The 21,968-nt window shown below is 70.8% G+C and carries 17 protein-coding genes; 11 read left to right on the top strand and 6 right to left on the bottom strand.

What is annotated here, in order from left to right; translation table 11 throughout:
* Window positions 1-313 precede the first annotated feature (313 nt).
* Window positions 314-2,110, bottom strand: coding sequence for an AMP-dependent synthetase/ligase (locus tag ACWD68_RS23140; protein ID WP_451808337.1), 1,797 nt, complete (start codon window positions 2,108-2,110; stop codon window positions 314-316).
* A gap of 296 nt (window positions 2,111-2,406) precedes the next feature.
* Here ACWD68_RS23140 and ACWD68_RS23135 point away from each other — a divergent pair, with 296 nt between their 5' ends.
* From ACWD68_RS23135 to ACWD68_RS23120, 4 genes are all read left to right on the top strand, one after another.
* On the top strand, window positions 2,407-3,204 hold the full coding sequence (locus ACWD68_RS23135) for a metallophosphoesterase family protein (RefSeq protein WP_451808336.1): 798 nt from the start codon (window positions 2,407-2,409) through the stop codon (window positions 3,202-3,204).
* A gap of 124 nt (window positions 3,205-3,328) precedes the next feature.
* On the top strand, window positions 3,329-3,769 hold the full coding sequence (locus ACWD68_RS23130) for an SRPBCC family protein (RefSeq protein WP_451808335.1): 441 nt from the start codon (window positions 3,329-3,331) through the stop codon (window positions 3,767-3,769).
* A gap of 559 nt (window positions 3,770-4,328) precedes the next feature.
* Complete coding sequence (locus ACWD68_RS23125) at window positions 4,329-7,490, top strand: sacsin N-terminal ATP-binding-like domain-containing protein (RefSeq protein WP_451808334.1); 3,162 nt, start codon at window positions 4,329-4,331, stop codon at window positions 7,488-7,490.
* A 232-nt stretch (window positions 7,491-7,722) separates the two neighbouring features.
* Window positions 7,723-8,502 (top strand): calcium-binding protein, encoded by a 780-nt coding sequence (locus tag ACWD68_RS23120; protein ID WP_451808333.1) that lies wholly within the window; start codon window positions 7,723-7,725, stop codon window positions 8,500-8,502.
* A 15-nt stretch (window positions 8,503-8,517) separates the two neighbouring features.
* On the opposite strand, the gene ACWD68_RS23115 is transcribed toward ACWD68_RS23120, so the two are convergent.
* Together ACWD68_RS23115 and ACWD68_RS23110 are read right to left on the bottom strand one after the other, a co-directional pair.
* Window positions 8,518-10,917, bottom strand: coding sequence for a cation-translocating P-type ATPase (locus tag ACWD68_RS23115; protein WP_451808332.1), 2,400 nt, complete (start codon window positions 10,915-10,917; stop codon window positions 8,518-8,520).
* 114 nt (window positions 10,918-11,031) lie between these two features.
* On the bottom strand, window positions 11,032-11,307 hold the full coding sequence (locus ACWD68_RS23110; RefSeq protein ID WP_451808331.1) for a DUF2530 domain-containing protein: 276 nt from the start codon (window positions 11,305-11,307) through the stop codon (window positions 11,032-11,034).
* 239 nt (window positions 11,308-11,546) lie between these two features.
* Between ACWD68_RS23110 and ACWD68_RS23105 the strand changes: the two genes are divergently transcribed.
* The gene (locus ACWD68_RS23105; RefSeq protein ID WP_451808330.1) at window positions 11,547-12,998 is read left to right on the top strand and encodes an NCS2 family permease; all 1,452 of its coding nucleotides are present in this window, start codon (window positions 11,547-11,549) and stop codon (window positions 12,996-12,998) included.
* 22 nt (window positions 12,999-13,020) lie between these two features.
* Here ACWD68_RS23105 and ACWD68_RS23100 read toward each other — a convergent pair whose 3' ends face one another.
* Window positions 13,021-13,203, bottom strand: coding sequence for a BrnA antitoxin family protein (locus ACWD68_RS23100; protein WP_261701844.1), 183 nt, complete (start codon window positions 13,201-13,203; stop codon window positions 13,021-13,023).
* A 145-nt stretch (window positions 13,204-13,348) separates the two neighbouring features.
* On the opposite strand from ACWD68_RS23100, the gene ACWD68_RS23095 reads away from it, so the two are divergent.
* The 3 genes from ACWD68_RS23095 (at window position 13,349) to thpR (ending at window position 15,976) form a co-directional block, all read left to right on the top strand.
* The gene (locus tag ACWD68_RS23095; protein WP_451808329.1) at window positions 13,349-13,786 is read left to right on the top strand and encodes a MarR family winged helix-turn-helix transcriptional regulator; all 438 of its coding nucleotides are present in this window, start codon (window positions 13,349-13,351) and stop codon (window positions 13,784-13,786) included.
* 108 nt (window positions 13,787-13,894) lie between these two features.
* Entirely contained in the window at window positions 13,895-15,259 is a 1,365-nt protein-coding gene (locus tag ACWD68_RS23090) for an MFS transporter (RefSeq protein WP_451808328.1), read from the top strand.
* Window positions 15,260-15,385: 126 nt separating this feature from the next.
* Window positions 15,386-15,976, top strand: coding sequence for an RNA 2',3'-cyclic phosphodiesterase (gene thpR / locus ACWD68_RS23085; RefSeq protein ID WP_451808327.1), 591 nt, complete (start codon window positions 15,386-15,388; stop codon window positions 15,974-15,976).
* 133 nt (window positions 15,977-16,109) lie between these two features.
* Here thpR and ACWD68_RS23080 read toward each other — a convergent pair whose 3' ends face one another.
* A complete protein-coding gene (locus ACWD68_RS23080) occupies window positions 16,110-17,102 on the bottom strand; it encodes an aldo/keto reductase (protein ID WP_451808326.1) in 993 nt (330 codons plus the stop codon).
* 452 nt (window positions 17,103-17,554) lie between these two features.
* Between ACWD68_RS23080 and ACWD68_RS23075 the strand changes: the two genes are divergently transcribed.
* Both ACWD68_RS23075 and ACWD68_RS23070 read left to right on the top strand, forming a co-directional pair.
* Window positions 17,555-19,108, top strand: coding sequence for an MFS transporter (locus ACWD68_RS23075; RefSeq protein ID WP_451808325.1), 1,554 nt, complete (start codon window positions 17,555-17,557; stop codon window positions 19,106-19,108).
* A 100-nt stretch (window positions 19,109-19,208) separates the two neighbouring features.
* Window positions 19,209-19,991 carry an SAM-dependent methyltransferase gene (locus ACWD68_RS23070; RefSeq protein WP_451808324.1) on the top strand — a complete coding sequence of 261 codons (783 nt, stop codon included), beginning with the start codon at window positions 19,209-19,211 and terminating at the stop codon, window positions 19,989-19,991.
* 46 nt (window positions 19,992-20,037) lie between these two features.
* On the opposite strand, the gene ACWD68_RS23065 is transcribed toward ACWD68_RS23070, so the two are convergent.
* Window positions 20,038-20,721, bottom strand: coding sequence for an SGNH/GDSL hydrolase family protein (locus ACWD68_RS23065; protein WP_451808323.1), 684 nt, complete (start codon window positions 20,719-20,721; stop codon window positions 20,038-20,040).
* A gap of 127 nt (window positions 20,722-20,848) precedes the next feature.
* Between ACWD68_RS23065 and ACWD68_RS23060 the strand changes: the two genes are divergently transcribed.
* A complete protein-coding gene (locus tag ACWD68_RS23060; RefSeq protein WP_451808322.1) occupies window positions 20,849-21,850 on the top strand; it encodes a YncE family protein in 1,002 nt (333 codons plus the stop codon).
* Window positions 21,851-21,968 lie beyond the last annotated feature (118 nt).

The raw sequence follows: 21,968 nt of genomic DNA, 5'->3' as shown, positions 1-21,968 counted from the left end.
GGTGCCGCTTGCCGACTTCCGGCGCCTGCGGGCGGCCTTTGGCCGGCCGCGCGGTTCCCCCCGCCCCTGACGGGGCGCGCCCGCCAGGGCGGCTTTCCGGGGGCGCGGGGAACTGCGCGAGCGACCACGAGGCACCTCCCGCCCGGTACGAACCCTCACCCCACGGCGGGAGCCGCCCCACGGCGGGAGCCGGGAAACTCCGCCCGGCCGACCACGGCAAACGGCCCCCAGGGACGGAAAACGGCTCGGCCCCCTCCAGCGAAGGGGGCCGAGCCGTTGTTCCCGGCCGGGGTGGAACCCGGTCGCTCGGGCGTCAGCCCCGATAGATCGCCTCGATCTCGTTGGCGTAGTCCTTCGCGACCACGTTGCGCTTCAGCTTCAGGGACGGCGTGAGGTGGCCCGACTCCTCGGTGAACTGATGCGCGAGGATGCGGAACTTGCGCACCGACTCCGCCTTGGACACCGCCGCGTTGCCGTCGTCGATCGCGTCCTGGATGGCGGCGATCAGGTCCGCGTCCTCGCTCAGCGACACCGCGGTCGAGCCGGCCGGCTTCCCGTGCTCCTCGGCCCAGCGGACCAGGAACTCCTCGTCGACCGTGACCAGCGCGCCGACGAACGGGCGTCCGTCGCCGACGACCATGCACTCCGCGACCAGCGCGTGCGCGCGGATCCGGTCCTCGATCACGGCCGGGGCGACGTTCTTGCCGCCCGCGGTGACGATGATCTCCTTCTTGCGGCCGGTGATGCGGAGGTAGCCGTCCTCGTCGAGGGTGCCGATGTCACCGGTGTGGAACCAGCCGTCGGCCAGCGCCTCGGCGGTCGCGCCCTCGTTGTTCCAGTACCCCTGGAACAGGTGCTCGCCGTGCAGCAGCACCTCGCCGTCGTCGGCGATGCGGATCACGGAGCCGGGCAGCGGCTGGCCGACCGTGCCGATCTTCGTACGGTCCCACGGGTTGAAGGCCGTGGCCGCGCAGGACTCGGTGAGGCCGTAGCCCTCCAGGACCGTGAAGCCGATGCCGCGGAAGAAGTGGCCGAGCCGCTCACCCAGCGGCGCGCCGCCCGAGATCGCGTACTCGCCGCGCCCGCCGAGGACCGCGCGCAGCTTGCTGTAGACGAGCTTGTCGAACGTCTTGTACTTGATCTTCAGGGCGAGCGACGGGCCCGAGGGGGTGTCCAGCGCGCGGCTGTACGCGATCGCCGTGTCCGCGGCCTTGTCGAAGATCTTGCCCTTGCCGTCCGCCTGGGCCTTGGCGCGCGCCGAGTTGTAGACCTTCTCGAAGACGCGCGGCACACCGAGGATCAGCGTCGGCCGGAAGGAGGCCAGCTCGTCGGTGAGGTTCTTGATGTCCGGGACACAGCCCAGCTTGATCGGCGCCATCATCGGCGCGACCTGCACGAGCCGCCCGAAGACGTGCGCTAGCGGGAGGAAGAGCAGGACGGAACACTCGCCCGTGCGGAACAGCGGGCGCAGCCGCTCCACGATGTTGCCGCACTCCGCGAAGAAGGCGCGGTGCGTGAGGACACAGCCCTTGGGCCGGCCGGTGGTTCCGGAGGTGTAGACGATGGTCGCCGGGTCGTCCGCCTTGGCGAGCGAGCTGCGCTCCTCGACGGTGGCGTCGCTGACGTCCTTGCCCAGGCGCCCCAGCTCCTCGACGCCGCCGGCCTCGATCTGCCAGACGTGCTCGAGGGCGGGCAGCCGGTCGCGCACCGACTCGACGGTGGCCGTGTGCGTACCCAGCTCCACGATGCAGGCGGTCGCACCGGAGTCGCCGAGGATCCACTGCACCTGCTCGGCGGAGCTGGTCTCGTACACCGGCACGGTGACGGCGCCGGCGCTCCAGATGGCGAAGTCGAGCAGCGTCCACTCGTAGCGGGTACGGGACATCAGGCCGACCCGGTCGCCGGGCTGCACGCCCGAGGCGATCAGGCCCTTGGCCGCGGCACGTACCTCGGCGAGGAAGGTGGTGGCGCTGACGTCCGTCCACGTGCCGCCCACCTTGCGGGCGATGACGGCCACGTCAGGATGCTGCGCGGCGTTTCTACGGACGATATCGGTGAGATTTCCGTCCGCAGGGACCTCGTACAAAGCCGGAAGGCTGAACTCGCGCAAGACTGCTGCTCCTCATAGGGCGCCGACGCCACGACTCTGTGTGATGCGACGGTGCGGTCCAAGGCTCGGGCAGGTACTCAAGAGATCACTTGTTGAATTCCTGAGTACGACTGGACTGCCCGGACGTTACCCGCCGGTATGGCTTCTTCGACAGGGGGTCCCGACGAGATGTTCTATGCGTCACACGTGTTGGCGTTCCTTCGCGCACAGTAGTCCACGCCTTTCCTGCCTAGCCAGTAATCGCAGGTCCGGCCGCCTCTGTTCACGTTTGCCGCACAGGCCTACGCTTGATCGTCATGGCATCCACACCGGTCGGTAATCCTCGGACGCGCGTTCATGTGGTCAGTGACGTGCACGGCAACGCCCGGGACCTGGCCCGCGCCGGCGACGGCGCCGACGCCCTGATCTGCCTCGGTGACCTGGTCCTCTTCCTCGACTACGCCGACCACGCGCGCGGCATCTTCCCGGACCTGTTCGGCGTGGAGAACGCCGATCGCATCGTCGAGCTGCGCACCGCGCGCCGCTTCGAGGAGGCGCGAGCGTTCGGCGCCCGGCTGTGGGCGGGGGTCGGCACCGACCGGGCCGCCGCCATCGAGAAGGCGGTACGCAAGCAGTACGCCGAGATGTTCGCCGCGTTCCCGACGCCGACGTACGCGACCTACGGCAATGTCGACATGCCTGCTTTGTGGTCGGAGTACGCCGGACCCGGCACCACCGTCCTCGACGGCGAGCGGGTCGAGATCGGCGGCCGGGTCTTCGGCTTCGTCGGAGGGGGTCTGCGGACACCGATGCGGACGCCGTACGAGATCAGCGACGAGGAGTACGCGGCCAAGATCGAGGCGGTCGGCGAGGTCGACGTGCTGTGCACGCACATCCCTCCGGAGGTGCCGGAGCTGGTCTACGACACCGTGGCGCGCCGCTTCGAGCGCGGTTCCCGGGCGCTGCTGGACGCGATCCGGCGTACACGCCCCCGGTACGCGCTCTTCGGTCACGTCCACCAGCCCCTTGTCCGCAGGATGCGCGTCGGGGCGACGGAATGCGTGAATGTGGGGCACTTCGCGGGGTCGGGTCGGCCCTGGGCGCTGGAGTGGTGAGCCGGCGGTGCTGCTGAACGCCAGGTGGGGTGACAGAGCCCGTGGCCGTGCGGGGTAGCCTTCACGCTGCACACACGTGCGCACCGACCTCCCTCACCGGACCGCATCTGGAGGAGCCACCGCGATGGCGGAACACACCAGTTCGAGCATCACGATCGAGGCGGTACCGGCTGACGTCATGGCGGTGATCGCCGACTTCGCCCGCTACCCGGACTGGACGGGTGAGGTGAAGGAGGCAGAGGTGCTCGGGACGGACGAGCGGGGCCGCGCCGAACAGGTCCGTCTCGTCATGGACGCCGGCGCCATCAAGGACGACCAGACCCTCGGTTACACCTGGACCGGCGACCACGAGGTCTCCTGGACCCTGGTCAAGTCCCAGATGCTCCGCTCCCTGGACGGCTCCTACATCCTCAAGCCCGCGGGCGACGGCGGCACCGAGGTCACCTACAGGCTGACCGTCGACGTCAAGATCCCGATGCTCGGCATGATCAAGCGCAAGGCCGAGAAGGTCATCATCGACCGCGCGCTGGCGGGCCTGAAGAAGCGCGTCGAGGAAACGGCCTAGCCACCCCCGGGCGCCCGCCAACACCCCCGCGCGGGCACGCCCTCACGCCCCTGGGCGGGCACGGCCTCACACCCCTGGGTCGGGCACGGCCTCACTCCGGCGAGCCCGAAAGGCACGCACCCGGCTCCCCATCGGAGCCACAGCCTTTCTCGCCCCCTCCGCCCCTACCCGTCCCGTACCTGGGACTCCGCCCCAGCCCCCGCTCCTCAAACGCCGGAGGGGCTGGAATCTTCCCCGGGGCCAGGGGCTGAAATTCACCACAGCGCACCCGCAGGGGGCAGCGCACGGGAGGGGCCGTGCCGGTACATCCCAATGTCCGTCGCTTACGTCCGGATCGAGCAGCGGTTCCCTCCTGGACCCACGTCTGATCCAGCGGTGACGGACCGGGATGTACCGGCACGGCCCCGACCCACCCACCGGACCAGCACCCGAGAACCGCCGAGGCCCCCGCCCGCGAAGCCACCCGGCCCGGCGGAAGCAAGAGAGAGCGCGCGGTACCTTCATGCCGCGACCCGGCGCTGCATTCGCGGTCGCGCCAGGCGAGAGGGAGAGTGAACCCGTGAGTAAGTTCGTGCGGCCGGCTGCCGAGGGCGCGGACCCGTTCGGCACGGCGCGTCTGCGCCGCGGTGTGCTGGACGCCTGGGCGACCAGCCCGGCCCGGTTCCGCGAGGACGCCAACGCCGAGGAGGACCTCGTCCTGGGCGGGTACCGCGACCGGCTCGTCGTGGAGCTGGCCCAGAACGCCGCCGACGCGTCCGCCCGCGCGGGCACCCCTGGCCGCCTGCGCCTCACCCTCCGCGACGGCGTCCTGGTGGCGGCCAACACCGGCGCCCCCCTCGACGCGGTCGGCGTCGAGTCGCTCGCCACCCTCCGCGCCTCCGCGAAGCGGGACGCGCACGACACGGCCGTGGGCCGTTTCGGTGTCGGTTTCGCCGCGGTCCTCGCCGTCACGGACGAGCCCGCCGTCGTCGGGCGGCACGGCGGCGTCCGCTGGGCGCTCGCCGAGGCACGCGATCTCGCCGCCGGCACCGCCGGGAACAGCCCCGGCCTCGGTGACGAGATCCGCCGCCGGGACGGCCATGTCCCGCTGCTGCGGCTGCCGTTCGCGGCCGAGGGCACCGCCCCGGACCCGTACGACACCGCTGTGATCCTGCCGCTGCGCGACGCCGCCGCCGAGGACCTCACCGAGCGTCTCCTGCGGAACATCGACGACGCCCTCCTGCTGGCCCTGCCCGGCCTGGAGGAAGTCGTCGTCGAGATCGGAGACGGGGAGGTCCGCACCCTGCGCCGCGGCAGCGCCGAGCACGGTGCCGTCATCGACGACTCCCGCGACGGCACGACCCGCTACCGCACCGTCGCCCACAACGGTCCCCTCGACCCCGCCCTGCTCGCCGACCGCCCGGTCGAGGAGCGGCTGCGCCCGCACTGGTCGGTCACCTGGGCCGTCCCGGTCGACGCCGACGGAGCCCCGGCCCGCCCGCGGACGAGCCCCGTCGTGCACGCGCCGACGCCGAGCGACGAAGCCCTCGGGGTGCCGGCGCTCCTCATCGCCTCCCTCCCGCTCGACACCACCCGGCGGCACGCGGCCCCCGGCCCGCTCACCGACTTCCTGGTGGAGCGCGCGGCGGACGCCTACGCCGAACTCCTCGCCGCCTGGCGGCCGGTGGGCACCGGGATCATCGACCTGGTGCCCGGCCCGCTCGGCAAGGGCGAGCTGGACGGCGCCCTGCGCCAGGCGATCCTGGACCGGCTGCCGCGCACCGCGTTCCTGCCGCCCGCCGCCCCGCCCGATCGGATCCCGGCCGCCGACACCCCTGCCGACTGGCCCGAGAGCAGCCCCGCGGAGAACCCCACCGTCCTGCGGCCGCGTGACGCCGAAGTGGTGGAGGGCGCGGGCGCCGAGACCGTCCAGGTGCTCGCCGAGGTGCTGCCCAGCCTGCTGCCCGCCGGGCTGGAAAGGCGCGTGGAACTGCGCACGCTGGGCGTGGCCCGGGTCCCGCTCACCGAGGCCGTGGACCGGCTGGCCGGTCTGGAGAAGGACCCGGACTGGTGGCACCGCCTGTACGACAGCCTCGCCGGGGTCGACCCGGACCGGCTCTCCGGACTGCCCGTGCCGCTGGCCGACGGCCGTACGACGATCGGGCCCCGCCAGATCCTGCTGCCCACCGCCGAGGCGTCGCCGGCGGCCCCCGACACGCTCGCCCGCCTCGGCCTCAAGGTCGCGCACCCGGACGCCGCCCACCCGCTCCTGGAGAAGCTGGGGGCCCTCCCGGCCACACCCCGCGCGGTGCTCACCACCCCGCAGGTGCGGGCCGCCGTGGCCGCCTCGCTCGATGACGAGGGCGGAGCGTGGGACGAGGACACCCCGGACGCGGAGGAGCTGGCGGACACCGTCCTCGCGCTGGTCCGTGACGCGGCCCTCGAACCCGGCGACGAGCCCTGGCTCGGCGCCCTCGCCCTGCCGGACGACGAGGGCGAGCTCGTGCCCGCCGGTGAACTCGTGCTGCCCGGCAGCCCGTTCGCCCGGATCATGCGCGAGGACGAACTCGCCTTCGTCGACTCCGAGCTGGCCGACCGCTGGGGCGAGCAGCCGCTCGCCGCCTGTGGCGTGCTCGCGGGCTTCGCCCTGGTGCGGGCCACCGACGTGGTCCTCGATCCGGACGAACTGGAGCCGCGCGACGCGGACTTCGCCGAACCCGACGACGCGGGCCTGCTGGACGCGGTGGACGTGTGGTGCGAGGACGTCCTGGACCGGCTGCCCGACTCGCCGGTGCCGCCCGTCGCGACCGAGATCGTCGCCGTACGGGATCTGGACCTGGTGGACGACGACCGGTGGCCGCAGGCCCTCGCCCTGCTCGCCCAGCCGCCGCTGAGGGACGCGATCACCCAGCAGGTGCGCGTTCTGCTGCCGGACGGCACGCACGAGATCGTCCGGCCGTACACGGCCTGGTGGCTGCGCGGGCATCCGGTGCTCGACGGGCGCCGTCCGGCCGGTCTGCGGGCCGCCGGCGGTGATCCGCTGCTGCGCGGCCTGTACGACGAGGCCGACGCGACCGGCTTCGACGACGAACAGGTCCTGCGGGCGCTCGGCGTCCGTACGTCCGTGGCCGCCCTACTCGACGAGCCCGGCGGTGCCGCCGAGCTGCTCGACCGGCTCGCCGACCCGGACCGAGAGGTGTCCGGCACGCAACTGCACGCTCTCTACGGCGCGTTGGCCGATCTCGACCCGGAGCGGGTGACGCTGCCGGACGAGCTGCGGGCCGTCGTGGACGGCGAGGTGCGGGTCGTGGACGCCGCCGACGCGGTGGTCGTGGACTCGCCGGATCTGCTGGCCTTCACCGATGGGGTGCCGCTGCTGCCGGTGCCGCCGTCGCGGGCCGCCGGGCTCGCCGAGCTGTTCCAGGTGCGGCGGCTGAGTGAGTCCGTCACCGGCGAGGTGACCTCCGAGGGCGCCGAGCACGACGTACCGGAGTCCGTACGGGTCCTGCTGGGCCCCGCGACCCCCGCCACGTACGTCGAGCACGAGGAGCTCGTGGTCGACGGCACCGAACTCGACTGGCGCCGCACCCGGGACGGGGTGCTGCACGCCGCCACGCTGGAGGGTGTCGCCGCCGGACTCGCCTGGTCGGCGGGCCAGTGGCCACGCCGCTTCGAGGTCGCCGCCCTACTCGAAGACCCGTCCCGCACCGAGGAGTTGGCCCGGGACCGCTGGTTCGACTGAGGTGGGGGCCCAGCCCCCCGGGGTCGTGCACGCTGAGGGTGAGCGACCCCTTGGGAGGGCCCGCGCTGTGATCTTGGTCATTCCTGCATAAAGGTTTTCTCAGTCGTACAACCATTCGCTCCTGTCACGGATCTGAGCACGGGAGTCAACAGACTCCACGATCATTTGGCCCCGTACGTGACCGCGAGCCGTAACGAGGAGCGTCGGGGCCCCTTCTCGACCTGGGGAATACATGCGCATGCGTGCCACCCTCGGCGTTGTCACCGGCGCCCTGGCCCTCTCCGCTCTCGCCGTGCCTGCTGCGCAGGCCGACGATGTCCAGGGAGACACCACGATCTCGAGCGTCGTGGTGAACGGCGGCAAGCCGGTCGTCGTCGGCGCGACCGCCACGAAGACCATCACGGTCAGTTTCACCGTCAAGGACGCCTCGGGCGTCGACTGGGCGCAGGCGATCCTGTACCACGGTACGAACATCGAGACGTCCGACAGCGGTGCCGTGGCCAACGGCAGCGACGGCCGTGCCACCTGCACCGTGGTCAGCGCCACGACGTCGACCTGCAAGTCGACCTTCGACCTGGAGCCGGGCGCCAACCTGATCAACTCGGTGGCCGGCGGCTGGAAGGTCTGGGCGATCGCCGCAGGCAATGACGCCGACTACACACAGAAGGACAACGCCAAGAGCTTCCAGGTCCAGCGACTCTCGAAGCTGACGGTCAACGCCTCGCCGGAGCCCGTCAAGAAGGGCAAGACCGTCACGGTCACCGGCGCGCTGACCCGCGCGAACTGGGACACCGGCAAGTACGCGGGCTACACCGTCCAGTCGGTGCAGCTCCAGTTCCGTAAGAAGACCAGCGACACGTACACCACCCTCAAGACGGTCAAGTCGGACTCGAAGGGCAACCTGAAGACCACCACGACGGCCACCGTCGACGGTTACTTCCGCTACAACTTCGCGGGCACCTCGACCACCCCGGCCGTCAAGGCCACGGGTGACTACGTCGACGTGCAGTAACCCTTGAAGTAGCCCCTACGCGGGAACGCGGCGGTCGACCCACCTCCACAGGAGTTCCAGGACGGCCGCCGCCACCACCGAGATCAGCACCGCGATCCACGGCATCGTCGCGCCTACCAGCTTGAGCGCGAAGAAGTGCTGCAGCTTCGGCACGACGAGCACCAGCAGGAACGCCCCGCCCATCGTGGCGACGAGGCAGATCCGCCACCAGGTGTACGGCCGGGCGATGATCGCCAGCACCCACATCGAGATCAGGAAGAGCGTCAGCGTCGCGGCGCTCGTCTCCGCGTCCAGCGAACCCTCCCCCGTGTAGTGGTGGCGCGCGATCAGATACGTCACGAAGGTGGCCACCCCCGCGACGACCCCGCCCGGGATCGAATACCGCATCACCCGCCGCACGAAGTGGGGCTGGGCGCGCTCCTTGTTGGGGGCGAGGGCGAGGAAGAACGCCGGGACACCGATCGTCAGGGTGGACAGCAGGGTCAGGTGGCGTGGCAGGAAGGGGTACTCGACCTGCCAGCACACCACCAGGACGGCCAGCAGCACCGAGTAGACCGTCTTCACCAGGAAGAGTGTCGCGACCCGGGTGATGTTCCCGATGACCCGGCGGCCCTCCCCGACCACCGAGGGCAGCGTCGAGAAGCTGTTGTTGAGCAGCACGATCTGGGCCACCGCGCGGGTCGCCTCGGATCCCGAGCCCATGCTCACGCCGATGTCGGCGTCCTTCAGGGCGAGGACGTCGTTCACGCCGTCGCCGGTCATCGCCACCGTGTGCCCGCGCGACTGCAGGGCGGCGACCATGTCCCGCTTCTGCTGCGGGGTGACCCGCCCGAAGACCGTGCCCTTCTCCAGGGACTTCGCCATCTCCTCGCGCTCGTCCGGCAGCCGGCGCGCGTCCACGACCTCGCCGGTGAGCCCGAGCTTGCCGGCGACCGCGCCCACCGACACCGCGTTGTCGCCGGAGATGACCTTGGCCTTGACGTCCTGGTCGGCGAAGTAGCGCAGCGTGTCGGCCGCGTCGGGCCGCAGCCGCTGCTCCAGGACGACCAGCGCGGCGGGCCGCGCGGCCTCCGCGACGCCGGGGTCGTCGAGATCCTTGGTGGTCTGCGCGAGCAGCAGCACCCGCAGCCCCGCCTCGTTCAGCCGCTCGGTGTCGGCGAGCGCCGCGTCCCCGGTGGGCAGCAGCACGTCGGGAGCGCCGAGCAGCCAGGTGCTCGACTCGCCGTTGCCCTCGCTGAAGCCGGCCCCGCTGTACTTGCGGGCGGAGGAGAAGGGCAGCGACTGGGTGCAGCGCCACTCCTCGCTGTCCGGGTAGGCGGCGATGATCGCCTGGAGGGAGGCGTTCGGCCGTGGATCAGCCTCGCCGAGCGCGCCGAGGACCTTGCGCAGGTACGACTCGTCGCTGCCCTGCAGGGGCCGCAGCTCGGTGACGTTCAGGCCTCCCTCGGTGAGGGTGCCGGTCTTGTCGAGGCAGACGGTGTCGATCCGGGCGAGGCCCTCGATGGCGGGGAGCTCCTGCACGAGGCACTGTTTTCGGCCAAGTCGGATGACGCCGATCGCGAAGGCGACGGAGGTGAGCAGGACCAGCCCCTCGGGGACCATCGGCACGATCCCGCCGACGGTCCGCGCGATGGAGTCCTTGAATCCGTGCTGCTTGACGACGAGCTGGCTGATGACCAGGCCGATCGCGGTCGGGATCATCATCCACGTCACGTACTTGAGGATCGTGGAGATACCGCTGCGCAGCTCGGAGTGGACCAGCGTGAACCGTGAGGCCTCCTCCGCCAGTTGTGCCGCGTACGCCTCCCGGCCCACCTTCGTCGTCGTGAAGGCGCCGGAACCCGCGACCACGAAGCTGCCCGACATCACCGGGTCGCCGGGGTGCTTGACGACGGGATCGGCCTCACCGGTGAGCAGCGACTCGTCGATCTCCAGCCCGTCGGCCTCGGCGCAGGTGCCGTCGACGACGACCTTGTCGCCCGGCCCGATCTCGATGAGATCCCCGAGCACGATCTCCGACGTACTGACCTCGGCGGCGACGCCGTCCCTGCGTACGGTCGGTTTCGCCTCGCCGATCACCGCGAGCGAGTCCAGGGTCTTCTTGGCCCGCCACTCCTGGATGATGCCGATCCCGGTGTTGGCGATGATCACGTAGCCGAACAGGCTGTCCTGGAACGGCGCCACGAACAGCATGATCAGCCAGAGCACACCGATGATCGCGTTGAACCGGGTGAAGACGTTCGCCCGGACGATCTCGCCCACGGAGCGGCTGCTGCGCACCGGGACGTCATTCACCTCGCCGCGCGCGACCCGCTCGGCCACCTCGGCGGCGGACAGCCCCTCCGACCGCCGGGCGGCGGGTATGGGCACGGGGTGAACGGGATCGAGTTCGGCGCCCGCGTCGATGTGGGTCATGCAAACGACGGTACGTGCGGATATGCGGCTTCACCCGCCGAGTGCGCCAAAGATCCGACCTGGGAAGGACGGGAGCGGCGGGGAATGCTGCCGTGGGTGTAGGGGGAAGCCCTGTTACTCCGTCGCGGGGGCCGGGGAAGGACCGGCGGCCTCGGCGCGCTTGATCGCGGCATCGCGCTTGCGGACGTACCAGATGCCGATCAGTCCGAGACCGGCGCCGGCCAGGCAGGTCCAGAGCCACCACAGGTGTCCGTGGTCGTCGAACCAGCCGTAGAACGGCAGCTGCACCAGGAAGAGGACGAACCAGAGGATCGTGCCGCCCGTGATGGTGGCGACGACGGGGCCCTCCAGGGGCTCCGGCGCCTCGTGCTTGGGGGTCCACTTCGCCATGTGCACAGCTTACGAGGGTCGGCGGTCGGCATCACTCACCCCCTCACTCCCCTTGTGCGGCAAGGGTCTACGCGCGGAGATAGCGATTTTCGACTCATATGTTCATACTGAAACCGTCCGAGTCTGGCCAGTTGTATTCGTATGAATCACCAACAGCGACCTGGGGGAAACCTGTTGGTGATCGACCGCTGACCAGGCTCGATCATGTTCACCGTCCCCCCGCACGTTTGAGGACCCGCATGTCCACCTCGGCCGCCACCAAGGCCCCCGCCCCGCAGGAGCCGGAGTCCCGGCCCGCGCAGAGCGCTCTCGACCGCTACTTCAAGATCTCCGAGCGGGGCTCCAGCCTCCCGCGCGAGATCCGCGGCGGTTTCGCCACCTTCTTCGCGATGGCGTACATCATCGTGCTGAACCCGATCATCCTGGGCAGCGCGAAGGACATGTACGGGCACCACCTGGACAACGGGCAGCTGGTCACCGCGACCGCGCTGACCGCGGCCTTCACCACGCTCCTCATGGGCGTCATCGGCAATGTGCCGATCGCGCTCGCGGCGGGCCTCGGCGTGAACACGGTCGTCGCTCTCCAGCTCGCGCCCCGGATGTCCTGGCCGGACGCCATGGGCATGGTGGTCCTCGCGGGCTTCATCGTGATGCTCCTGGTCGCCACCGGTCTGCGTGAGCGCGTCATGAACGCGGTGCCGCTGGGCCTGCGCAAGGGCATCGCCATCGGCATCGGCCTGTTCATCATGCTGATCGGCCTGGTCGACTCCGGCTTCGTCACGCGCATCCCGGACGTCGCCCAGACGACCGTCCCCCTCCAGCTCGGCACCGACGGTCACCTCACCGGCTGGCCCGTCCTGGTCTTCATCCTCGGCACCCTGCTCACCCTCGCGCTGATCGTGCGCAAGGTGCCCGGCGCGATCCTCATCTCGATCGTCACCATGACGGTCGCCGCGGTGGTCATCAATGCCGTCGCCACCATCCCGTCCTGGGGTCTGACCACCCCGAAGTGGCCCGGCAACCCGGTCGCCAGCCCGGACTTCGGGCTCGTCGGCCAGGTCAGCCTCTTCGGCGGCTTCGGCAAGGTCGGCGTGCTGACCGGCATCCTCTTCGTCTTCACCGTGCTGCTGTCGTGCTTCTTCGACGCGATGGGCACGATCATGGGCATCAGCGACGAGGCCAAGCTGACGGACGCGCAGGGCAACATGCCCGGCATCAACAAGGTCCTCTTCGTCGACGGCATCGCCGTCGCCGCGGGCGGCGCCACCTCCTCCTCGGCCACCACGTGCTTCGTGGAGTCCACGGCCGGGGTCGGTGAGGGTGCCCGCACGGGCTTCGCGAACGTGGTCACCGGCGCGCTCTTCGCCGTGGCCCTCTTCCTGACCCCCGTCGCCACGATGGTCCCGTCCCAGGCCGCCACGCCCGCGCTGATCGCGGTCGGCTTCCTGATCATGTCCCACTCGATCAAGGAGATCGACTGGGCGGACTACACGATCGCCATCCCGGCCTTCGTGACCATGATGATGATGCCGTTCACCTACTCGATCACGAACGGCATCGGGATGGGCTTCATCACCTTCGTCGTGCTGCGCCTGGCAGCGGGCCGCGGCCGTGACATCCCGGTCGCCATGTATGTGGTGTCGGCGGTGTTCACGTTCTACTACCTGATGCCGGCCCTCGGTCTGACCTGAGGGGCGGCGGCCGTACGGGGTCTCACGTGACCCCGTAGAACTTCTCCGTCTCCTCGACCGCGGTCTGGAACCGCTCGTCGAAGTCGTCGCGAATGAGCGTCCGGACCACATAGTCCTGGACGCTCATTCCGCGTTTGGCGGCATGTTGTCGGAGCCGGTCGAGCAGCTCCCCGTCCATCCGCAGGCTGAGCACGCTGGTCCCCATGGAGTCGAGGGTCGCCGCTTCCCGACCGGATCCGGGTCACTTTCCGGAGCGATCTCACTCATATGAGTGATCCCGGGGGTTCGGTTGCCCGCTTCACGGGCATCCCGTTGGTCTTTAGCGAGAGTAATGAGTTACGCTAAAGAACATGCCTGACCTCACCCATGGCGACGACGAGGCCGCCGTGAACGCCTTGCGCTCCGCAGTGATGCGGTTGTCCCGTCGACTCAAGCACCAGCGGGTCGACGAGTCGCTGAGCCCCACCGAGATGTCGGTGCTCGGCACCCTCGCCCGATGCGGCACGGCCACGCCGGGCGAGCTCGCCCGCAAGGAACACGTGCAGCCGCCGTCGATGACCCGCATCGTCGCGCTGCTCGAGGCCAAGGGCCTCGTCAGGCTGGAGCCGCACCCCGAGGACCGGCGCCAGAAGGTCGTGACGCAGACCGACAAGGCGGAGGCCATGCTCGAAGAGAGCCGCCGCAAACGGAACGCGTTCCTGGCCGGACTGGTCGAGGTTCTCGACGAGGACGAATGGGCCAAGCTCCGCGAAGCCGCCCCCGTTCTGGAGAAGCTCGCCCACATCTGACCACCGGCGGCCCTCGGTCGACCCCCGATCCGCGAGGCCCCCCCTTCCCCGCAAGCGCCGACGCCCCCATGACGCCGACGTCCACGACTGCCCTGGAGGCGAGCCCTTTTGAGTACGGGACCCGGAGCACACTCCACCCCCGCACCAGCCACCCACGACTCCACAGCCGCCCGCGACTCCCCCCGTTCGTCCTCGATGTTCAGCTCGCTGAAGATCCGGAACTACCGCCTGTTCTTCCTCGGCCAGGTCGTCTCCAACACCGGCACCTGGATGCAGCGCATCGCCCAGGACTGGCTGGTCCTGAGCCTGACCGGCTCCTCCGCCGCCGTCGGCATCACCACCGCGCTCCAGTTCCTGCCGATGCTGCTCTTCGGGCTCTACGGCGGTGTCCTCGTCGACCGCCTGCCCAAGCGCCCCACGCTGCTGGTGACCCAGACGGCGATGGCCCTCACCGGCCTCGCGCTCGCCCTCCTCACCCTCTCCGGCCACGTCCAGGTCTGGCACGTCTACCTCGCCGCCTTCGCCGTCGGTCTGGCCACCGTCGTCGACAACCCGGCACGCCAGTCCTTCGTCTCCGAGATGGTCGGCCCCGGCCAGCTGCAGAACGCGGTCAGCCTGAACTCCGCCAACTTCCAGTCCGCGCGCCTGGTCGGCCCCGCCGTCGCCGGCCTGCTGATCACCGGCGTCGGCACCGGCTGGGCCTTCCTCCTGAACGGCCTGTCGTTCGTGGCCCCCATCGCGGGCCTGCTGCTGATGCGTGCCCGCGAACTGCACGTCGTCGAGCGGGCGCCGCGCGCCAAGGGCCAGCTCCGTGAAGGCCTCCAGTACGTCGCCGGCCGCCCCGAACTGATCTGGCCGATCGTCCTCGTCGGCTTCATCGGCACCTTCGGCTTCAACTTCCCCGTCTGGCTGTCGGCGTACGCGGACGACACCTTCCACGCGGGCGCGGGGGCCTACAGCCTCTTCAACACCCTGATGGCGGTCGGTTCGCTGGCCGGCGCGCTGCTCGCCGCCCGGCGCGGCACGGCACGGCTGCGCGTGCTGATCGCGGCGGCGGTGGCCTTCGGCGCGCTCGAGGTGGTGGCGGCCACGGCACCCTCGCTCTGGCTGTTCGCGCTCCTGATGGTGCCGATCGGTGTCTTCGGCCTCACGGTGAACGTCACCGCGAACACCTCGGTCCAGATGGCCACCGACCCGGCCATGCGCGGCCGCGTCATGGCGCTGTTCATGATGGTCTTCATGGGCGGCTCGCCCCTGGGCGCGCCGCTGGTCGGCTGGGTCACCGACGCCTACGGTCCCCGGGTGGGCTTCGCGCTCGGCGGACTGGTCTCGATGACCGCGGCGACGACGATCGGCCTGGTGCTGGCCCGCCTCGGCGGCCTGCGGGTCTCCCTGGGCTGGCACCGCGGCCACCCTCGGGTCCGCTTCGTCCCGCGTGCGCGGAGCGAGGAGCGGCTGGCCACCGCGGTGTGAGAGACGCCCTGGAGGCGGTCGGTCCGCTCGCGCGGCCGGCCGCCTCACGCGTATCCGGCCCGCCGGGCCGCCGGCCGCCTCGCCCGCTCCCGTGTGCTGATCGCCGTTCCCTGGAAGGCTGGCCGCATGAGACTCTTCGCGGCGGTACTGCCCCCGGCCGATGCGGTGCGTGAACTCGCCCCGGAGGTGGACGCGTTGCGGCGGATGCCGGGCGCGGACGCGCTGCGCTGGACGGGCCGCCCCGGCTGGCACTTCACCCTCGCGTTCTACGGAGAGGTGGCCGAGGACACCGCCGAGGACCTCACGGAGCGGCTGACCCGGGCCGCCCGTCGCACCGGCCCGTTCCCGCTGTCCCTGCGCGGCGGCGGGCACTTCGGCGGGCGCGCCCTGTGGGCGGGGGCGGCGGGGGACACGGACACCATGCGGCTGCTGGCCGACCGGGCGGAGGCGGCGGGCCGCAAGGCGGGCGTCGAGATGGAGGAGCACCGCCGCTACCGGCCCCATCTGACGGTGGCCCGCAGCCGCGACTCCACGGACTTCAAGCCGTACGTCGCCGCTCTGGACCCGTTCGCCGGGACGCCCTGGACGGTGGGTGAGCTGTGTCTCGTCCGCAGCAACCTGCCGACCTCGGGAGTCCCCGGTGAGCAGCCACGTTACGAGACCCTGGTGAGCATGCCGCTGGGGGCGGGCGACGGGACCGGCCGGGCAGCCGGTTAACCTCGGTGACGTGAACCCGAAGACCCGTAACCGGATCATGGCCGGTGTGCTCGTGCTGATGTTCGTCGTCGTGGCGCTGGCGGCGGCGGTCCGGTAGCGACCGCCACCGCCGGACGCCGGGCGCGCGGCCCGGCTACCAGGCGAACGCCTCGGGGGACGGCCCCGGCCCCGGGAAGATCTCGTCGAGACCCTCCAGGACGTCCTCCGACAGCTCCAGCTCCACGGCGCGCAGCGCCGACTCCAGCTGCTCCGCCGTGCGCGGGCCGACGATCGGGCCGGTGACACCGGGACGGGTCAGCAGCCAGGCCAGCGCGGTCTCGCCGGGCTCCAGACCGTGCTTCTCGAGCAGGTCCTCGTACGCCTGGATCTGTGTGCGTACGGCCGTGTTCGCGAGGGCGTCGGCGGACCGGCCGCTCGCCCGGCGGCCGCCCTCGACCTCCTTCTTGATCACACCGCCCAGCAGCCCGCCGTGCAGCGGGGACCAGGGGATGACACCGAGCCCGTACTCCCGCGCGGCCGGGATGACCTCCATCTCGGCGCGCCGCTCGGCGAGGTTGTAGAGGCACTGCTCACTGACCAGGCCGATGGTGCCCTGGCGGCGGGCGGCGATCTCGTTGGCCTGGGCGATCTTGTAGCCGGGGAAGTTGCTGGACCCCACGTAGAGGATCTTTCCCTGCTGCACCAGGACGTCGACGGCCTGCCAGATCTCCTCGAAGGGAGTGGACCGGTCGACGTGGTGGAACTGGTAGACGTCGATGTAGTCGGTCTGGAGCCGCTTGAGGCTCGCCTCGACCGCCCGCCGGATGTTCAGGGCGGAGAGCTTGTCGTGGTTGGGCCACGGGTCGCCCTCGGCGCCCATGTTCCCGTACACCTTGGTGGCGAGGACCGTCCGGTCGCGGCGGTCGCCGCCCTGGGCGAACCAGTTCCCGATGATCGATTCCGTACGGCCCTTGTTCTCACCCCAGCCGTACACGTTCGCGGTGTCGAAGTAGTTGATCCCCGAGTCGAGCGCCGCGTCCATGATGGCGTGGCTGTCGGCCTCGTCGGTCTGCGGTCCGAAGTTCATGGTGCCGAGGACGAGCCGGCTGACCTTGAGCCCCGTGCGTCCGAGCTGTGTGTACTTCATGACTCACCAGCCAACGGGGTGGAGTGCGCTCTAGGCAAGAGCGGGTCGCTCGGCGGGGTGCGAGGACGGGCTCCCGTACGAACGATCACCCGCCTCCGGATTTGCCTTTACTCGGAAAGTGTGGACCCATTTCCGGGGGTATTTTTTCGTGGTGCGGAAAGCGCTGTGTCCACATCCTCCGGGCATTCGTCAAGCGCGAGAATCACCACATGGGTGCGGCGGATTTCCCGGCCGCCGGACGGGTGTCGCGGCTGTTAGGGTGAAGGCTCGTCCCGGGGCCGGGTTGTGCCGTGCAGGCACCTCGCTCCGGATTGCATGTGCGTGGGCGTTCCGTTTCGGATGATTTCCCGGATTCCGTTCGCCCCGGCTTTCCGCTCGGAATGCGAATTGACTTCTCGGGTCGTTCTCGCTCTCCGGGGAAATGTTTCCAGCCCACCTTTTGGAGTATTTCCATGTCTGCGTCTGCCGGCAGTACGTCTGCCGTCGCCCCCGCCGGGTCGGGCACCTCCGGAACCGGGTCCGGCTCCGTCCCGGCGCCCCGGGGACGCCATCTCGGTCTCGCCCTCGTCGTCATCGCCGCCGCCCAGCTGATGGTCGTCCTCGACGCCACGATCACCAACATCGCGCTGCCCGCCATCCAGACCGACCTGGGCGTCTCGGACGCCGATCTGGCGTGGGTCGTGAACGCCTACGCCCTCGCCTTCGGCGGTCTGCTGCTCCTCGGCGGCAAGGCCGGGGACCTGTTCGGACGGCGCCTGATGTTCCAGGCGGGCATCGGCGTCTTCACGCTCGCCTCGCTGCTCGGCGGGCTCGCTCCGAACGAGGGGCTGCTCATCGCCGCCCGCATCCTCCAGGGCGCAGGGGCCGCGCTGGCCGCGCCCAACGCACTCGCGCTGATCACCACGACCTTTCCCGGGGGCAGGCCGCGCAACACGGCCATGGGCGTGTACGCGGCGATGGGCGGCCTCGGCGCGACGGTCGGGCTGCTGCTGGGCGGTGCCCTGACGGACGTACTGGACTGGCGGTGGGTGTTCTTCGTCAACATTCCCATCGGGCTCGCCGTGCTGGCCGGGACCCGCACCCTCGTCGAGGCGGAGCGGCACCCCGGACGGCTGGACGTGCCCGGTGCCGTCACCGGTACCGGCGGGCTGATCGCCCTCGTCCACGGGATCACGCGGGGCGGTGAGCACGGATGGACCGACGGGCTCACCCTGGCGTCGTTCGTGGCGGCGGCCGTGCTGCTGGCCGGCTTCCTCCTGCTCCAGGCGCGGACCGCCTCCCCGATGATGCCGCTGCGCCTGCTCAAGGACCGCAGCCGGTCGGGCAGTTACGCCACGATGCTGTTCATCGGCGCGGGCATGTTCGCCACCTTCTACTTCCTGACCCTGTACACCCAGCTGATCCTGGGCTACAGCCCGATCAGGACCGGCTTCGCGTTTCTGCCGTTCAGTTTCGGCATGGCCGTCGCGGCGGGGATCAGCTCGAAGCTGGTCACCCATGTCGCTCCCCGACTGATCGCCGGGCCGGGTCTGCTGGTCGCGGCCGTGGGCATGTGCTGGTTCGCGACGCTCGCCCCGGACTCCTCGTACGCCGGGCATCTGATGCCCGCCATGTTCGTCACCGCGCTCGGCCTCGGCATGAGCTTCGTGCCGATGACCCTCGGCGCGGTGAGCGGCGTCTCTCACGAGGACACCGGGATCGCCTCCGCGCTGCTCAACACCGCCCAGCAGATCGGCGGCGCGCTCGGCCTCGCCGTCCTGTCGACGGTGTCCGCGTCGGCGGCCGACGACCGGCTGCCCGGTGCCGCCGGGGCGCTTTACCGGGGTCTCGCCACCCATGACTCCGCCCTGGTCGCCCAAGCCGGTGACGCCCTGACCCACGGCTACACGACGGCCTTCGCCGCAGCCGCCGTCCTGTTCCTGGCAGGCCTTGTCGTCACGGGCCTCGCGATCACCGCGGGCAAGCAGCACCAAGGCGAGGGAGCGGCCCCGGTCCACCTGGGCTGAGGCCCGCCCACCGGGGCCGGCGCCGGGCGCGGGGCGGCTGAACCTCCCTTCGGGGAAATCCAGTTGCCCCGCTCCCGCCGATCCGCTTGGCTCGTCGCCCGTGACCCGACCCGCCGCGCTCGCCGCGCTCGTCCGCCCGGACCGCTACCCCCGCTCCTCCGCCTACGACCCCGCCTGGCTGCTCGGCCTCGACATGGGGCCGAACCCGCTGTGGCTGCTGGAGGATCTCGCGCGGGATCTGGACCTCCGGCCGGGCATGCGCGTGCTCGACCTGGGGTCGGGCAGGGGGGCGACCTCGGTGTTCCTCGCGCGGGAGTACGGGGTGCGGGTCGTCGCGGCCGACTGGTGGGTGGCGCCGGAGGAGGTCGAACCGGTCCTCGCGGCGGCGGGAGTCGCCGGGAAGGTGACGGCCGTCCGGGCCGAGGCCCATCAACTGCCCTTCGACGAGGGGAGTTTCGACGCGATCGTGAGCGTCGACGCGTTCGAGTACTTCGGCACCGCGGACAGCTATCTGCCGTACCTGGTGAGATTCCTGCGACCCGGCGGCCAACTGGGCGTGGCCACGCCTGCGTTGACCCGGGAGGTCCGGGAACTCGGGTCGATCCCGGCGCACATCAAGGACGTGGTCGGCTGGGAGGCCATGGCGTGGCACACGCCCGACTGGTGGCGGTTCCAGTGGGAGATCACCGAACTCGTGACGGTGACGTCGGCGCGCCTCCAGGAGGACGCCTGGCGCGACTGGCTGCTCTGGACCCGCGCCTGCGCCGAGCACCGGCCGGACGGCCGCGCCGCCCAGCAGCCGGTCATCGACATGCTCACCGCCGACGCGGGCGCCTTCCTGTCCTTCGCCCTGCTCAGCGCCCGCAGGCCGCTCGGCCCCTGACCCCGGACGACGACGCGCGCGGTGACCGGGCAGCGCCCGGAACCGGTCAGCCGGTCGCGGCCGTGTAGGGCTCGCCCAGGTCCCAGGCCTGGTACATCGCCTCCGCGAAACCTTCCGCGATCTTGTGCTCGCCGCTCGCGTTCGGGTGGGTGCCGTCGTACGTGTCGAAGGTGATGTCGTACGAGGGGGGCGGGGAGGCGAGCAGCAGCGGGGAGCGCGGTTCGTCGAGGTCGGCGACCGTCTTGGCGAGCAGCTCGTTGAAGGCGGTGACCTCGGCGGCGAAGGGGGCGTCGGAGTCGGCGCGGACGTTCGGTATCACCGGGAGCAGGACCATGCGGACGCGCGGGTTCGCGGCGCGGGCCTCCCCGACGAAGGTGCGGGCGTTCGCGGCGGTCTGGACGGCGTTCGTGTAGAAGCCGAGGTCGATGAGGCCGAGGGAGACCAGCAGGATGTCGGCGCGTTGCGCGCGGACCGTCTCGCGGATCAGCGGCGCCATGTGCAGCCAGCCCTCGCCCCAGCCGGCCAGGTGGGCGCGGGGGAACTCCGGGTCCGCGTACGCGTAGGAGTCGGGGGAGTCCGTCGCCTTGTCGTAGAGCGTCTCGCGAGGGCCGACGATCTTGAACGGGTCCCTGTACGTCGCGCGCAGGTGCTGCCACATTCGGTAACGCCATGTGTGTTCGCCCGCGCTACCGATCGTCATGGAGTCGCCGACGGGCATGAACCTGAGCATCCGCTCATCATGGATGATCAGCGGGGGCCTCCCGACCCGCGGGCGTGTGAGGCTGGACACGCCCCGGAGCGGCGAGCCGAGAGGTACCCCCGACGTGAACGGGCCGGTGGGATGGCAGGCTTGGGCCATGCGCCGATCGCCCTCGTTCCTCCCCGGAGCCGCCGCCGGAGCCGTTGCCGGAGCCGCCCTTGTCGTCGCCCTGGCGGCGCCCGCCCTCGCCGACGACGGGGACGGGGGATTCACCATCAAGGACCCCCGGATCACCGAGTCCAGCGGCCTCGCCGCCTCGCGCGTCCACCCCGGCATCTACTGGACCCACAACGACAGCGACGACGGGGCCTATCTGTACGCCGTCGACAGCAGGACCGGCCGGACCGTCGCGACGATCACCATGAGCGGGGTCGGCGCGCCCCGGGACGTCGAGGCGATCTCCCTCGGACCCGACGGTGATCTCTATGTCGGCGACATCGGCGACAACCTCGGCGGCACGTGGAACCACGTGTGGATCTACAAGCTCCCCGAGCCCAAGGTGCTCAAGGACCAGACGATCCGTGCCACCCAGTACGTCGTGAAGTACTCCGACGGCCCCCGCAACGCGGAGGCGCTGATGGTGCATCCCAAGACGGGGCGCGTCTACATCGCCGACAAGGACGAGGACGGCGGCCACCTGTACGAGGGCCCGGCCCAGCTCTCCGCCGGCGGCACGAACACGTTCAAGCCCGTCGCCACCATCGACCTGTGGGTCACCGACGGCGCCTTCTCCCCCGACGGCCGGCAGCTCGCCGTACGCGGATATTTCGGCGGCATCGCCTACGACTGGAACGGCGGCCGGATCAAACGGCAGGGCCGCCTGAACGTCCCCCTCCAGGGCCAGGGCGAGTCCGTCACCTACACCACCGACGGGTCGAAGCTCATGTACGGCAGTGAGGGCGCGGACAGCACGGTGGAGCCGGAGAGCGCGCCCGGGGCCGGCGGCTCGGACTCCAAGTCGCCCTCCAAGGACGGTGGTTCGGGCGCGGCGGGCGGAAGCGGCGGCACCATGAGCGGCGGGCTGAAGATCGGCGCCATCGCGGTCGCCGCCCTCTTCGCCGTGGTCTTCGGGTTCAAGAGGCTGCTGCGCCGCGACTGAGGCGGCCGCGCGACGGAAAAGGGGCGTCCGGCACGTTTCCCCGAGCACTTTGCGCGCCCCGACGGCCAGCCCGCGACCCGCCAGTCGCTCAGTGAGAACCGCCGCAGTGGTGGCCGCC

The sequence above is a fragment of the Streptomyces sp. NPDC005141 genome, assembly GCF_053599975.1.
This window is presented reverse-complemented; position numbering and strand designations above follow the sequence as displayed.

Coding starts and splice junctions, on each gene's coding strand:
- ACWD68_RS23065 (WP_451808323.1), bottom strand. CDS start 20,721: ATGCTCAGGTTCATGCCCGTCGGCGACTCCATGACGATCGGTAGCGCG.
- ACWD68_RS23060 (WP_451808322.1), top strand. CDS start 20,849: ATGCGCCGATCGCCCTCGTTCCTCCCCGGAGCCGCCGCCGGAGCCGTT.
- ACWD68_RS23110 (WP_451808331.1), bottom strand. CDS start 11,307: ATGGCGAAGTGGACCCCCAAGCACGAGGCGCCGGAGCCCCTGGAGGGC.
- ACWD68_RS23115 (WP_451808332.1), bottom strand. CDS start 10,917: ATGACCCACATCGACGCGGGCGCCGAACTCGATCCCGTTCACCCCGTG.
- ACWD68_RS23100 (WP_261701844.1), bottom strand. CDS start 13,203: ATGGGGACCAGCGTGCTCAGCCTGCGGATGGACGGGGAGCTGCTCGAC.
- ACWD68_RS23095 (WP_451808329.1), top strand. CDS start 13,349: ATGCCTGACCTCACCCATGGCGACGACGAGGCCGCCGTGAACGCCTTG.
- ACWD68_RS23135 (WP_451808336.1), top strand. CDS start 2,407: ATGGCATCCACACCGGTCGGTAATCCTCGGACGCGCGTTCATGTGGTC.
- ACWD68_RS23080 (WP_451808326.1), bottom strand. CDS start 17,102: ATGAAGTACACACAGCTCGGACGCACGGGGCTCAAGGTCAGCCGGCTC.
- thpR (WP_451808327.1), top strand. CDS start 15,386: ATGAGACTCTTCGCGGCGGTACTGCCCCCGGCCGATGCGGTGCGTGAA.
- ACWD68_RS23105 (WP_451808330.1), top strand. CDS start 11,547: ATGTCCACCTCGGCCGCCACCAAGGCCCCCGCCCCGCAGGAGCCGGAG.
- ACWD68_RS23075 (WP_451808325.1), top strand. CDS start 17,555: ATGTCTGCGTCTGCCGGCAGTACGTCTGCCGTCGCCCCCGCCGGGTCG.
- ACWD68_RS23120 (WP_451808333.1), top strand. CDS start 7,723: ATGCGCATGCGTGCCACCCTCGGCGTTGTCACCGGCGCCCTGGCCCTC.
- ACWD68_RS23130 (WP_451808335.1), top strand. CDS start 3,329: ATGGCGGAACACACCAGTTCGAGCATCACGATCGAGGCGGTACCGGCT.